Annotated in this window: 10 protein-coding genes and 4 pseudogenes; 10 read left to right on the forward strand and 4 right to left on the reverse strand. The window is 69.4% G+C overall.

The features are described 5' to 3' along the window. Window positions 1-1,269, forward strand: a 1,269-nt coding sequence (locus tag ACWEK3_RS40925; protein ID WP_453252120.1) for a M20/M25/M40 family metallo-hydrolase, incomplete at its 5' end; no start/stop codon positions are given. 76 nt (window positions 1,270-1,345) lie between these two features. After that, window positions 1,346-1,683, forward strand: a pseudogene (locus ACWEK3_RS40930) (zinc ribbon domain-containing protein); the annotation flags it as partial. A gap of 60 nt (window positions 1,684-1,743) precedes the next feature. Here ACWEK3_RS40930 and ACWEK3_RS40935 read toward each other — a convergent pair. Continuing rightward, a complete protein-coding gene (locus ACWEK3_RS40935; RefSeq protein ID WP_453252121.1) occupies window positions 1,744-3,939 on the reverse strand; it encodes a DUF6351 family protein in 2,196 nt (731 codons plus the stop codon). 667 nt (window positions 3,940-4,606) lie between these two features. On the opposite strand from ACWEK3_RS40935, the gene ACWEK3_RS40940 reads away from it, so the two are divergent. From ACWEK3_RS40940 to ACWEK3_RS40960, 5 genes are all read left to right on the forward strand, one after another. Then, entirely contained in the window at window positions 4,607-5,746 is a 1,140-nt protein-coding gene (locus ACWEK3_RS40940) for an LmeA family phospholipid-binding protein (protein WP_453252122.1), read from the forward strand. Window positions 5,747-6,585: 839 nt separating this feature from the next. Next, the gene (locus ACWEK3_RS40945) at window positions 6,586-7,137 is read left to right on the forward strand and encodes an RNA polymerase sigma factor (RefSeq protein WP_450542175.1); all 552 of its coding nucleotides are present in this window, start codon (window positions 6,586-6,588) and stop codon (window positions 7,135-7,137) included. A gap of 242 nt (window positions 7,138-7,379) precedes the next feature. After that, a complete protein-coding gene (locus tag ACWEK3_RS40950) occupies window positions 7,380-8,204 on the forward strand; it encodes a hypothetical protein (protein WP_453252123.1) in 825 nt (274 codons plus the stop codon). 51 nt (window positions 8,205-8,255) lie between these two features. Beyond that, window positions 8,256-8,612, forward strand: a complete 357-nt coding sequence (locus tag ACWEK3_RS40955) for a GntR family transcriptional regulator (RefSeq protein WP_453252124.1) — start codon at window positions 8,256-8,258, stop codon at window positions 8,610-8,612. A 349-nt stretch (window positions 8,613-8,961) separates the two neighbouring features. Next, on the forward strand, window positions 8,962-9,669 hold the full coding sequence (locus tag ACWEK3_RS40960) for a helix-turn-helix domain-containing protein (RefSeq protein ID WP_450542179.1): 708 nt from the start codon (window positions 8,962-8,964) through the stop codon (window positions 9,667-9,669). A gap of 1 nt (window position 9,670) precedes the next feature. Here the strand turns inward: ACWEK3_RS40960 and ACWEK3_RS40965 are convergent, their stop codons facing one another. Next, window positions 9,671-10,087, reverse strand: a complete 417-nt coding sequence (locus tag ACWEK3_RS40965) for a VOC family protein (RefSeq protein ID WP_453252125.1) — start codon at window positions 10,085-10,087, stop codon at window positions 9,671-9,673. Between the two features lie 214 nt (window positions 10,088-10,301). Here ACWEK3_RS40965 and ACWEK3_RS40970 point away from each other — a divergent pair. Together ACWEK3_RS40970 and ACWEK3_RS40975 are read left to right on the forward strand one after the other, a co-directional pair. Continuing rightward, window positions 10,302-10,577 (forward strand): annotated as a pseudogene (locus ACWEK3_RS40970) (MFS transporter); the annotation flags it as partial. Between the two features lie 5 nt (window positions 10,578-10,582). Next, complete coding sequence (locus ACWEK3_RS40975; RefSeq protein WP_450542237.1) at window positions 10,583-10,957, forward strand: hypothetical protein; 375 nt, start codon at window positions 10,583-10,585, stop codon at window positions 10,955-10,957. On the opposite strand, the pseudogene ACWEK3_RS40980 reads toward ACWEK3_RS40975, so the two are convergent. Further along, window positions 10,923-11,088 (reverse strand): annotated as a pseudogene (locus ACWEK3_RS40980) (transposase family protein); the annotation flags it as partial. The gene ACWEK3_RS40975 and the pseudogene ACWEK3_RS40980 sit on opposite strands and share 35 nt — an antisense overlap. A gap of 230 nt (window positions 11,089-11,318) precedes the next feature. Between ACWEK3_RS40980 and ACWEK3_RS40985 the strand changes: the two are divergent. Continuing rightward, window positions 11,319-12,092 carry a hypothetical protein gene (locus ACWEK3_RS40985; protein WP_450542182.1) on the forward strand — a complete coding sequence of 258 codons (774 nt, stop codon included), beginning with the start codon at window positions 11,319-11,321 and terminating at the stop codon, window positions 12,090-12,092. Window positions 12,093-12,238: 146 nt separating this feature from the next. On the opposite strand, the pseudogene ACWEK3_RS40990 reads toward ACWEK3_RS40985, so the two are convergent. Beyond that, window positions 12,239-12,349, reverse strand: a pseudogene (locus ACWEK3_RS40990) (IS5 family transposase); the annotation flags it as partial. Between the last annotated feature and the right edge of the window lie 486 nt (window positions 12,350-12,835).

Consider the following 12,835-nt stretch of genomic DNA (forward strand, 5'->3'; position numbering starts at 1 on the left):
CCCGGCCTCTCGCAGAACAAGGGCGTCGGCCACCACGACCCGCGCGAGTACATCCACGACCCCTTCGCACCCAGCTACGGCCCCGGTCACGGCTGCGGGCACAGCGCGCTCGGCACGGCCGCGGCCGCCGCGGCTGCCGCCGTCGCGCAGACGGCGAAGAAGCACAAGCTCCCGGTGACCGTGAAGTTCTTCGGCTCGACGGCCGAGGAGACGCTGATCGGCAAGACCTACGCCGTCAGCAAGGGCGTCTACGACGGCCTGGACGCCTTCCTCGACTGGCACCCGTCGACCGCCAACGCCACCGGGTGGGGCTCCACCACCGCGATGACCGCCGTCACCTTCACCTTCCTCGGCGTCGCGGGCCACGGCGGCACCCCGCTCGGCAACAAGAGCGCGCTCGACGCGGCCGTGATGATGGCGACCATGTCGGAGTTCCTGCGCGAGGAGAACCTCGCCCCCTCGGGACGACTCCACTGGGTGATCAACAACGGTGGCGACATCCCCAACGTCACCCCCGAGATAGCCGAGATCTCCTACTACGTCCGCGAGGGCAGTCCCGCGCGCGTGCAGGTGCTCCTGGACAAGGTCATCGCGGTCTCCGAGGCCGCCGCCAAGGCCAGCCAGACCAGCGTGCGCCACCGCGTCACCTCGGCCTGCTGGAACCAGCTGCCCTCCAAGTCGTTCGCGGAGCTGCTGCACGAGAACATGCGGCAGATCGGACCGCCTCAGTTCACCGACGAGGCGCACAAGCTCGCCAAGGACCTCCAGGCATCCCTGGGGCTGCCGCAGAAGGGCATGCACGACACGATAGGCGACCTCACTCCGCCCAACCCGGCCTTCCTGGGCGGCGGTTCCACGGACGTCGCCGACATCAGCTGGAACGTGCCGACCGTCTCGATGGGCGCCGCGCTCGCCCCCATCGGCACCAAGATGCACACCTGGTCCACCGCGGCCTGCGCCGCCGCCGCCCCCGGCCAGGCCGCCGTGCTCGCGGCCGCGCGCTATCTGGCGGCCACCGCCGTCGACCTCGTCACCCAGCCCGACCGGCTCAAGGCGATCAAGGACGAGTTCAAGGAGCGTACCCGCGGGGTGCAGTGGAAGACGGCACTGCCCGACGGGTACGAGCCGCCGATGTACGAGCCCCCGGAGTGGTTCCTGAAGAAGACCGGCCAGAAGTGGCCCCCGAAGAACATCACCTGGCCGCCGCAGCGGATCGTCTCCCAGGAGAAGTTCTCGTCCCTGGGCCCGGACCTCGCGCCCCAGAAGTAGGAGGCCGTGCCCGAAAGCTGAGCTGTGGTGCGGGGGCGCCGACGAGGAGTCACCGGCCCCGCACCACCTCTTCGGCCAAACCGGGCTGGACCGCTCCATCGCCGCCGAGGCGCGGGGCGTACGGTCACGATGCTGACGTACAAGACCGCCCGGCTCGGCGGCACCCCGGTCAAGGTCCCCGCCCTCGGCACCTCCCAGCGCTGCTCGGCCTGCAGTTCCACCACTGCCGGCAGCCGGGAGTCCCAGGCCGTGTTCGTGTGCAAGAACCCGGACTGCGGTTGGTCGGGCAACGCCGACCGCAACGCAGCCCGGAACATCTTGCACCTGTACCGGATCGGCCTCGTGGCGATCCCGGCTGCTGGAAGAGCAGTCGCCAGCCGCGCTCGTCGCGTCAAGCCTTCCACCGCAAGGTAGGGCGGAATCTCCCCCGTCCACGGGGGAGAGCGCTTCAAAAGTGAGCGACCGGCGTTGTCCTCAGGGCGTGCCGCCCAGGGCCTGCCAGGTGCCGTTCAGCGGGCGCTGCCCGTATCCGGCCTTGGACCAGTCGCAGACGCCGGTCGGGAAGATCTCTCGCAGCCGGCGCAGCTCCGCGGTGCTCAAGCCGACCGCGTAGTCGGCGGCGTTCACCGGTTTCCGGTGGCAGGCGACGACGTCGTCGGTCAGCGGCGCTCCAGCGACCAGGCGCGGAGTCGGGTACGCCGGGTACAGCTTGCCGCACCGTCCCCGGTTGTCGTACGTCAGCCGCTGGGTGATCTTCCGCGGCTGCGTATCGCGGGTCCAGCAGGCATCGGTCAGGTCGGCGGGCTTGCCGGCGGCCACCTTCCGCGCGAGCGGCCGGTCGGAGTGGTCGGCGGTGACCGACGTCAGCCAGGCGTCCATCGCGGTGAGCGCCTGGCGCAGCACCGGGCTCTCGAGGCTGAAGTAGCCGTAGCGGTCGTCCTCTTCGAGCATCACGTGGTTGTCGGCGTTCCCGTTCGCCACGATGAGCCGCGCCCTGGTGGAGAAGCCGTGCACCACCATGTGGATGTCGCCGCCGGACGCGTGGTCGGTGTAGGCGCGGTAGTCGATGATCGGCGTGCTCGCAAGCCCGCCGCCGCCCGACAGGATGCGCCCGGTCCTGTACGCCGCCATGGTGGCCGTGAGGTCGGCCCGGGTCCGCTCTGCGGTGTGCCGGGCGTCGCGGTCGATGCCGCCGATGTCGGCGTTGAGGCCGAGGAACTGCTCCTTGGTGATCGTGCCCTTGTTGAGGGCGTCGAGGCCGTACTGCACGCCGACGTTGTCCAGGGGGCGCAGCGCGAAGCCGGTGCGGGGATCCCGTGCGTAGACGTTGACCGTGTGGTCGTAGACCGTGGCGCGCGCGCCGCCGGGGTTGTGCTCCGCGTCGTAGCGCTGGTCGGTCGGCATGCCGGCGGGGAACTCGGCGTCGGGGTCGAGCCGCTTGGCCCCGTCGCTGAGGTTCGGGATGGATTCCCGCACGCCGAAGCCGGAGACCGCCCGTTGTTGCTCGGCGCTGAAGCTGCCGGGTGCGGTGTCGGTGAAGTAGTGGTCGAGCAGCCGCGAGTCGAGCAGTGTGAAGTTGGTCGCGGAGGTGACGTCGGGGAAACTGCAGCCGACGACGATGCCGTTCAGCAGGCCCGGGTAGTTGTCGGCGATCTGGTGGCTCTGGTACGAGCCTCCGGAGCAGCCCCAGCCGATGGTGAACCGCGGCGCCCCGTACCGCTCGATGAAGCGCTCCTTGACCATCATCGTGGACTCGGCGGCCAGCAGGTCGTTGCAGTTCTGGCCGAAGACGTTGAGTGAGGACGACGCGACGGCATAGCCGCGGCGCAGCATCTCCGGGTCCAGTACGCCGCCGGTGGTGTCGCCCTGGGTGTACCAGCCGGCGCGGCAGCCGCCGCCGAAGGTGTAGATCAGGCGGCCGTTCCAGCCCTCGCTGGGTGTGACCGGGGCGGGCTCGGTCCGCGCGGGGTCGTGCAGCATGGCGATCTGGTAGATGGCCCGGTTGACGGTGCCGGTCTCGATGCGGATGAGGAACGGAACCGTGGCGCCGGTCGTCGTCGTGGTGTGCGCGAGGTCCGCGGGCCGGGCGTCGCGGTCCGGGAGCGGCTTGATGGAGCCGTCGGTCGAACGGTACGCGTAGTCGACCCGTGTCTTCGCGGAGCAGTCCTTGTCGAGGGCCGGGCCCAGGGTGGACCCGTCGACGAGCTTGAACGACTCCGTGGCGCACAGGTACGGGCGCTCGTGCGGGCCACTGATGACCGGTCCGGTGATCGAATGGTTGCGCACCTCGAGGACGTCGCGCGCGCCCCGCGCGCCCGGCGCGTCGCCGGCCGTGGCGGTGATGCGGTTGCGGCCGTCAGCGAGCCCGGTGACCAGGCCGGTGAGCCCGTGACCGTCGGCGTCGGGGGTGAACTGTCCGGTGACATCGGTGCCGTTGCGGGTGACACGGACCTCGCCGGGCCGGGTACCACCGGGCACGTGCACGTGGACGAGCACGTCCCCGCCGGTGACGAATCCGGGGTGAGTGGAGACGGAGGTGACGGCGAGACGGTCCTGACCGCCGTCGGCCGCGGGCGCCGCCGCGAGGAGCGTCGCCGCGGCGCCGACCAGCGCGGTGGTGAGACCGATCCGCCGTCTGCGGCGGCTGACCAGTCGTCTGAACAGGGACACAGCGGGCCTCTCATCGGGGGTCATACAGTTCCCAGGACGTACGCGTGTCTGTAAGCGCATACGTCACCCTGTGGCAGGCCCAGCGGCTGCGACAAGGGGTCTTGGTCACGCTCCCGTAACGGGAGTGACATCCCCGGGGATGCGAGCGACGGAAACCAACCGGGATCCGGCGTCGGAGCGCAGTCCGCTTTGCCGGAAGTGGAACGGGTTGTCCGAGTGGGGCCCGGCGGGAATCCTGGCGGAGCCGGCCTGGCCCTTCTTTCAGGGGCGCGAAACGCTTTCCTCCTCGCGGGCGGTAGCCGGGTCGCGCAGCGGCCGTAGGCCGCCGCCCGCCGGGGCGGAGACCCGGCGTGCTTGCTCGCGGGAGACGGCCGTTTCCGGGTGCCGGCCATGTGGCATCCGCCGACGTGCACTTCGGCGGTCGGTCCTGGCCGATGCCTAGCTCGACCGTCCAGGGCGGCATCGGCGGCGTAGAGGGCTGCCTGCCGCGGCGCTGCTCGGCTTCCCGGTGCCGTTCACGGGCGGTGCAGGCATCGACCCGGGCCAGCGCGCGACTTGAGCGGAACGCTCGCGCTGTGGTCGCATGGGGGCGATGACTTCCAGATCTTCCGCAGTCTCCGCAGCACGAGTACCGGTGAGCCGTGCTGCCCAGGACGGCACGGCCCCCGTGACCGACGTTGAGGCCGGTGCCGACGACGGCGACACACCGGACCAGCCATCGGCACACGATGACGAGACCGGTCCCGGCGCCGACTCGGATACGGATACAGGCGCGGACACCCGCGACGACGCCGAGGCCGGCCCGGCCGAGGCTGACGCCAAAACCGAAGTCAAGGAGGACGGCGAGTACGGCAGGAAGGACCGCTTGCGCGCCGGGCGCCAGCCCCGCCGCATCGTCCGGCGGACCGTCAAGACGCTCGCCGTACTCGTCGTCGTGCTCGCGTTCCTCGCGCTCGGCGACCGGTGGGCCGTGCTCTACGCCCAGGATCTGGCGGCACAGCAGGTGCAGAAGGCGCTGAGGCTGCATGCCGCGCCGGAGCTGCACATCGACAGCTTCCCGTTCCTTGGGCAGGTACTCGCGGGCGGCGTCGACCACGTCGAGGTCAGCGTGCCGCACGTCGACGCCGGGCCGGTCTCCGTCGCGCAGGTGCGGGCGAACGTCGACGACATCCGGATCGTCGGCAGCCTGCCGTCCTCAGTCAAGGGTGTGGTGCTGGGCCGGGTGCGCGGCGACATATTCCTGGACTTCAAGGACCTGAACCGCGAAGTCGGCGCATCGCAGGTCCACTTGAGCCCCGGTCCGGGGAAGAACACGGTGCTGGCCCGCGGCGACCTGCCGGTGGGCGGCCGGCAGGCCGAGGTCCGCGGACGGGCGCAGCTGCGGCGGGTCGGTGACCGCGGCCTCGCCATGAGCGTGCGAGACCTGCGCGTGGTGGTGCCCGGCCTGCTCACGTACGTGCCGGGCAAGGGCGGCGGCCTGCAGCTGACCGCGGCGGCCGCCGACCGGATGGACGAGGACGAGCTGCAGCAGGCGGCCGGGAAGGACGTCCGCCCGCAGCAGAAGATGAAGGGCCGGGTGCTGGACGCGCTTGTGCACCATCCGTCGGTGCTGAAGCCCACCGGCATCGATCCGTCGCTGATCCAGGGACTGCAGAAGCTCCAGGAGCCGAAGGTCGCGCAGCAGATGGAGTTCTCGGCGCAGCTGCCGGACGACCTCCCGGGTGACATTCGGCTGCGCGACATCTCGGTGGCGAAGGACGGCATCCGGGCCCAGCTGACCGGAAAGGACGTGCGGCTCAGCAGGTGACCCGACCGCTGCACGGGGCTCACGGGGCGTTTAGGCCATCGCTCGGGGCGACCCGCGGATCCAGTCACGTGCGGTCCGGCGAGGAGCCCCCAGGCCGAGTCGGAAACCAGAGCGACAGCGGCGCAGACGATGCCAAGGAGCAGGAGCCGCAGCGTCACGTGCCCCGCCGAGCGGTTGACGAACTGGGGCAGCGCCCTGCCGTTGTTGCCCATCGCCGTGGCTAGCGCCGCCCGGCGTCCGAGGGCCACCCCGCGCCCGACCACGAACACCACGCTCGGCCCCGGAACGGCGATCAGCGCAGCGACCACGGCGGGAAAAGCCAAGTTCCCAATACCTAACATGTCGTCAGGTCAGGGTATGGGTCAGTGACCGTGCTGCTGCCGCCATCGCTGGATGGCGATCGCCTGACAGGCCCGGCCATCGGGTCGATTCCCCAAGCCGGAAGGACCGGCCACCGCTGCCGCGGGACAACCAGCCGGGCGACCGCGAGCGATCCCAGCGATCAAGACCACCCGGTCAGTTGCCCGTTACTGACCCACGTTCCTAGCCACTGGAGTTGAGCTATGCGGTGATCGCCCGCAGCGCCGAGGTGGTGCGGTTCCCGGCGAAGTTCCTGATCGTTCAGGCTTATGCGGGTGCGGACATGGCCAGCTCGTGCACGGCGTGCTGCGTGGCGACGTCCCCGACCCGTTCCTCCGCAACCGGTGACCGAACCAGACTGACCACTGGTTGCGGATCTCTTTTGATGGCGTGGGAAGGGATTTCGCGGTCGGCTGCTGTAATCGCGAGGGGGTGACGGACACAAACTGTCTGCGAGGATCATCGGAAGGGGAGGCCGTGTGGGTGAGATCGCGGACGAGTGGTCCCGGTTTGAGGCGGTGTACCGGGACTCGTACCACGCCGTGGTGAGGTATCTGACGCGCCGACTCGCCCCGGACCTGATCGATGATGCTGCTTCGGAGGTGTTCGCCATCGCCTGGGAGCGTTGGTCGACGAAGCGGGGCGCCGCCTTGCCGTGGCTATACGGCATCGCCCGGCGGGTCGTCGCCAACACGTGGCGCTCCCAGGGGCGGGCGGATCGGCTGGCAGGCCGGCTGCGCGGCGAGAAGGACACGTACACAGACGAGCCCGGCGCGGAGACCCGGGTGCTGGCGCGCATGGGCGCCGCCCGTATTCTCGCGCGGTTATCCGAGGGCGACCGTGAGGTGCTGATGCTCGTCTCCTGGGACGGCCTCGAGCCGCATGAGGCGGCCCAAGCTCTCGGGTGCAGCAAAGCCACCTTCGCCGTGCGCCTGCACAGGGCCCGACGAAGATTGGAGCACGAACTCGCGAAGGACGTTCCTGCGGTCGCCGACCATCGCCCTGTCACTACGGAGAGGACCGCAACGTGAAGCGAGACGTGGAGCGGGTCCGGGGACTCCTGACCACCGCCAATGATCCAGCGCGTCCCGTCGAGCCTGCCCGTGCCGCCCTGCCGTCTCAAGCGGAGCACACACTCCGGGCTCTGCGGTCCACCCGGCGTCCGCGACGGGTACGTCCGGGGCGACGGCGGTTCCTCGCGGGAGCAGCGATCGTGGGCGTCGGCACGGCCCTGGCCGTGGGTGGCCGGAACCTCCTCCCGAACAGCCACGTAGTGATACCTGTCGCATACACACCACCCGTACTGTCCCTGCAGCCCGTTGAGGGACAGTCGGCGCGCGAGTTCCTCCTCGCCTTCGCGCGGCGCGTGGACAGGCTCGAACCCGAAGCGGCGCAGGGCGCGTTCCAGTACTCGAAGACGTGGGGCTGGTGGCTCAACACCGCCGGGGACGTTCCGGGAGGCGTTGCTCACGCCGCCGTGCCCACCGTGACCGAGTCCTGGGTGGGCAAGGACCATTCCGGACGTCGGCGCAGTGCGTTCGGTGAGCCCATCTACCCCAGCCCCGCGCAGCGGAAGGAAGCCGAAGAGGCGGGACTGGTCGCCGGTACCGGGGTCGAGGACCGGACGTTCGGTCCTGGCAAGTTCCCTTCTCCGGAAGGCGGAGACTGGGGGGCGGTCGCTCCGTTCGCCACCGACCCCGCGGAACTCGCACAGCAGCTGGCGAAGATGAACTGGGAGGGCGGGATGATCATCTATGGAGTGAACGACCTGCTCGGCTACGTGGCGAGATCCGGCTCGGTGGATCCGCGTCTCCGCGCCACCGCGCTGCGGGTCCTCGCCGGCAGCCGCGGCGTGGCCGTGGCCAGCACTACGACCTGGAACGGACGGGACGTGATCGCCGTGTCGCAGAACGAGACGCTGGACGGCAGCACGCAACGGGAATCAGTGCTGTTCGACCCGGAGACGGGTTACCCCGTGGGCACGGAGTCGGCTCTGTTCGGACACGCACGGCGCCTCAATGTGTCCGTCCCCGCCACTCTCAGCGTGTCCGAGACGCTGGAGCGGGGCAGTGTGTCGACGATCGACCGGAGGCCCTGAGCGATACCGGAAAGGAAGTACAACAGACCCCTACACCTGAAGGCGATCCACTTGCCCGGGCCGACGACAAGCGACACGGAACAGGCATGTGAGGAATTCGTCAGCCACATCCGCGACGGCCTGGCCGAACGCTGCTACGTCTTTGGCGATATTCTGCCGACGGTCTCCGAAGTGAGGGACCAATACGGCATACGGGCGGAAGGCATTTACAGCGCGATCCAGGAACTCCGCAGGGCCGGGCTCCTGCAATTGCACGATGAGTACCGGGATACGTACTTCCTCGATCCCGGCCCCGATCACGCGGTGGGTGAACCACAAGAGGACCTCGTCGAACGCGTGAAGAGGCCGGAAGTCCTGGACCGTGATATGGCAATCCGCGTCGAGGCGATCGATCCGCTATCCCACTGATCTGGCGAACCACGGTAACGGAACGGCTTATCGGCGTTCTTGGTCGTGTTCACCCATCCGGTGGTCATGTTGTCGAATCCGGAGTCCGAGAACCGGATGCCCGTGGAGCAGTTCGCATGGTTCCACTGAAGTCGGTGCGCCCGAAGTTCGAGTACTGATAGAAGCAGTACCAACGGTTGTCGTCGGCGCCTGGTTTCCCGGTCGATGTGGTGCGTCGCGCGTGATTGCCGGTCCGCGTCTCGAATGATGTGGTCTGGCTCTTGCGGTGTGAAGCGACACCACCGCCTGCGGGCTGATGTCCGAGTTCGGCTCCCGGGGTATCGCACCCGCCTGGCGTAGCCTTCGTGACGTGTCCGCCGAGTATGGAGAGCGTGCGTCCCGGCTGCCGGAGGCGGTCGTGTGGACGCGGGGAGCCGCCAGGCGTCCGGGAGTCGGCAAAGGGGCGGCTGTCCTGCCCGATGGCTGCATGGATCTGCTGTGGACCGAGGGCAGGCTCCTTGTTGCCGGGCCCGATACCCGTGCGTACCACCCTGGCCCCGGTGAGCAGGGTCCGTGGGCGGGCGTCCGCTTCTTTCCCGGCATCGCCCCCGCCCTGCTCGGTGTGCCCGCGCACGATCTGCGGGACCGACGCGTGGACCTTGTAGACCTATGGCCCGGTGCCCAGACGCGCCGCCTTACGGAACGCGTCGACGAGGCACGGGACCCGGCCGCTGCCCTTGAAGATCTGGCGCTGCGTCTCGCGGCCGACGCGGATCCCTTCGACCCGCTCCTGCGGGCGGTCGTGGCGTCGCTGACGGCCGGCCGCTCCGTCACGGCGACCGCCGAATCGGTGGGCCTGGGCGCGCGTCAGCTCCACCGGCGTTCCCTGACCGCTTTCGGCTACGGCCCCAAGACCCTGGCCCGGATCCTCCGTCTGCAGCGCGCCCTTGCCCTGTCCCGCGCCGGCGTCGCCTTCGCGGAGACGGCGGCACTGGCGGGCTTCGCGGACCAGGCTCATCTGTCGCGCGAGGTACGGGAGCTGGCGGGAGCGCCGCTGACGGAGCTGGTGGGACGGTAGCTCAAGCGCTGTCGTCCGCGAGCGGCGCGAACAGCTCGATGCCGTTGCCGTCCGGGTCGTTCACCACGGCGTACCGCTGGCCCCAGACGGCGTCCCACGGCTTCAGCTCGCCGTGGTACCCGGCGCCGACGAGGTCCTCGTACATGGCGTCAACGTGTGCGGGGCTTGCGCACCGGAACGCCAGCCCCACCCGGCCGCCGCTCGTCGGCGGACGCCACGACGGGTGGAACGAGCGGACGGTGCCCTCGGTGTCGAGAGCGAGGCGTAGCCCGCCCGGCAGTGCGCCCTCGACGTGCGGCTGGTCCTCGGAGCCTTCGGGGAACGCGATCCCAAGGCGCCGGTAAAAGGCGAGCGACGCGGCCAGATCGGAGACGACGATGCCGATGACATCGAATTGGGGTGACAGCTCGGTGTTCATGGCCGGCAGCGTAGGCAGGGGACGGGCATCGGGTCTTGAAGGAAACGGACACCCCTCGGGAGACGGTGAGGGGGTCGGCGCGCGATGCCGTGGCCAAGGCGATTGTGGTGGCTCCGGGATGGATGGTTGGACGTGTGCAGCTTGCGCGACGGACAGCGTCCGTTGCTGATGACCTGGAGTTGACCAAGCGACTCAACGAGTGAAGAGCGCATCGGTGTCCACCATCCCTGCGGCCCGCAAGAGCGGACGAGGCTGGGCCCTGCTGCTCGTCCTGTGCGGCACGATCTTCCTCGAGGGCAGCGACGTCGCCATGCTGGCCGTTGCCGTCCCCACCCTTCGCGCCGATCTCGGCCTGACCACCGGCACCGCGGCGTGGGTGATGAGCGGCTACGTGCTCGGCTACGCCGGTTTCACCCTGCTCGGCGGCCGAGCCGCCGATCTGCTGGGCAGGCGGCGGATGTTCCTCACCTGGCTGGGCGTCTTCCTGGTCTCTCCATGCTGGGCGGCTTCGCCCTCGCCTACGGTCCGCTCACCATCGCGGCGACCGACAGCGTGGCCAAGGAGGAGCAGGGCCTGGTTGGCGGGCTGCTGTCCACGTTCACCCAGTTCGGCTCGGCGGTCGGGATCTCTGCGGTGACCGCGGTGTACGGGATCGCCTCGGCCGGCGCCGATGGCTCACCGGGCGCGGTGCTGGACGCCTACCGCACCGCGCTCGTCGTCCCGGTGGTCATGGTGCTGCTGAGGGCGGCGGTCTCTGCCTTCGGCCTGCGCGGCGCCAGGCCCGCCGATGGCCGGCGGAAGGGCGCGGCGCCCGCGGCCCGCGACGAGGTCAGCGACGGCCTTCCGCGGCGAGGGCGTGTTCGACGGTAATGCGGTCCGATGAGTGCCAGTGGCGGTCGCGTTCCCAGCGTTCGTGGGTGCTGGGCAGGGCGCTTTTGTTGGGCTTTTCTCGGTGGTGTGATGGCCTGAGCAGGGTGATCGCGGCGGAGGCCAAGGTATCCAGACGAGTTCCCGAACCTGTGGGCCTTCGCACCGGCCAACTCACCCGATCCAGCACCCCGTTCGAATCAGACCGACCGCGCGAACGGATAGAGAACAGCCAGTTAAACGCCCACATCGCGGACGAAGTACATGGGGTGCGTTCTCCCCGGACCTGAGTAACCGTACTCATGCCGACCGGCCGCCACGGCGGGACGATGGCGGGAAATGGCGGCGGGAGAGTGAGGGTGGGATGGCGAGATTCATCGCGGGGGTGGTGGTGCTGGGGGTGACCGCGGGAGCGCTGGCGCTGGTGTACGCGGTGGGTGCTCCGCTGCCGGTGGTGCTGGGCGCGGGGGCCGGGGTGCTGAGCCTGTTGTGGCTGCTCGTGCTGCTGACCGTTCCCTGGAACGTGTACTTCCGGGCGCAGACGGTGCTGGCCGAGATCGCGGTGAGTCGGGACAAGGGCCTTGTGGTTCCGTCTGCGCGCGACGTGGAGGCGACACGCATAGCCCGCACAATGCTGCGGGTCGCCGTGGCGGGGCATGTGCTGACCGGCGCCGGGGTGGTGGCGGTGACGTGGGTGACGGGTCACCGGGCCGGGTACTGGGTCGCGGGGTTCTTCCTGTTGAGCACGGTCTTCCGGCCGGCGGGCGCCTGGTTCGCGCAGTTGCGCAAGCGGCTGGGCACCCTGCTGAAGGACGTGACCTTCCCGCGTGATGACGTGGTGCGGCTGCAGGAGCGCATGGAGCACACGGACCGGGGCGTCAAGGTCCTGGAGGAGAAGACCGAGGAGCAGTATCGCGCGCTGGCCGAACTGCGGCGGGCCGTGGACGCGCTGGGGGTGTCCCTGTACGGTCGCGCCGACGAGGCCGACCGCAGGATTGCCGCGCTGGCCTGGGAGTTCGAGACGACAGTGAACCGGCTCACCGACAACGACGAGATCATCACCGGGCTCAAGGCGTTCCTGCGGCTGCTTCGGACGGGCAACGCCAGTACCCTCGGCAGGGCTACCCCAGACGCCTGACGGGCCGTTTCCTGACGCGGGCGCGCCGAGGGCCGAACCGGTTCGGACCAACAGCCCAGCCGGTGGCCGTCCGGCTGCCAGGGGACGATCGCTGGGAGGGACGGCCACGATCGGTCCATCAGGAGAGTCTGCGGCAGAGCCTCCTAGTCTCGGACCAGGCGGCGGTGCTGCATCAGCCAGCCGAAGGTCCGTTCGATCACCCACCGCTTCGGCAGCGGCTCGAAGCCCTTGGTCCGTGGCCGCTGGACGACCTCCAAGGGTCTCTTTTTGCTAGAAGTCCTTAATGCATCCATCACCCACTGGAGTGAACAGGGGTGCGATGTGTGTATCAGGTGATGCGGGCGGCTATGCCACACACTGTGCGAGCCGTGCAGCACGATGATGGTGTAGGGCCGTGCACAGACACCGCCTTCTGACGGTGTGTTTTGTCCGTAGCTGACCAGGGAGGTTCTCATGTGGGACGATGAGGAAGAGGAGTGGGAGTGGGAATAGCCCAGCTCCTTTCTCGTGGCGGCCCGCCAACCTCCGGTCGGCGGGCCCCATTGTGTCTCGTGCAGGCCCCTGCGGGGTCCGCTTCGACCCGGTCCCAGCCACTTGACCCGCGAACTACACGTCATTTTCGTGTCAGTAACCCAGACCGGCTGCGCTGGCCGCCGTGAGGCCGGGAAAATGTGGGTTGTGTCCGTCCGGGACGCCGGCGAATCTGTGATGCCTGTGAGCTCGAGTGTCAGTATGGCGTCGGG

The organism is Streptomyces sp. NPDC004721, from assembly GCF_053601495.1.

Excerpts from the sequence above, each read along its gene's own strand:
- ACWEK3_RS40965 (WP_453252125.1), bottom strand. The coding sequence starts at position 10,087 with ATGAACACCGAGCTGTCACCCCAATTCGATGTCATCGGCATCGTCGTC.
- ACWEK3_RS40975 (WP_450542237.1), top strand. The coding sequence starts at position 10,583 with ATGCTGGGCGGCTTCGCCCTCGCCTACGGTCCGCTCACCATCGCGGCG.
- ACWEK3_RS40985 (WP_450542182.1), top strand. The coding sequence starts at position 11,319 with ATGGCGAGATTCATCGCGGGGGTGGTGGTGCTGGGGGTGACCGCGGGA.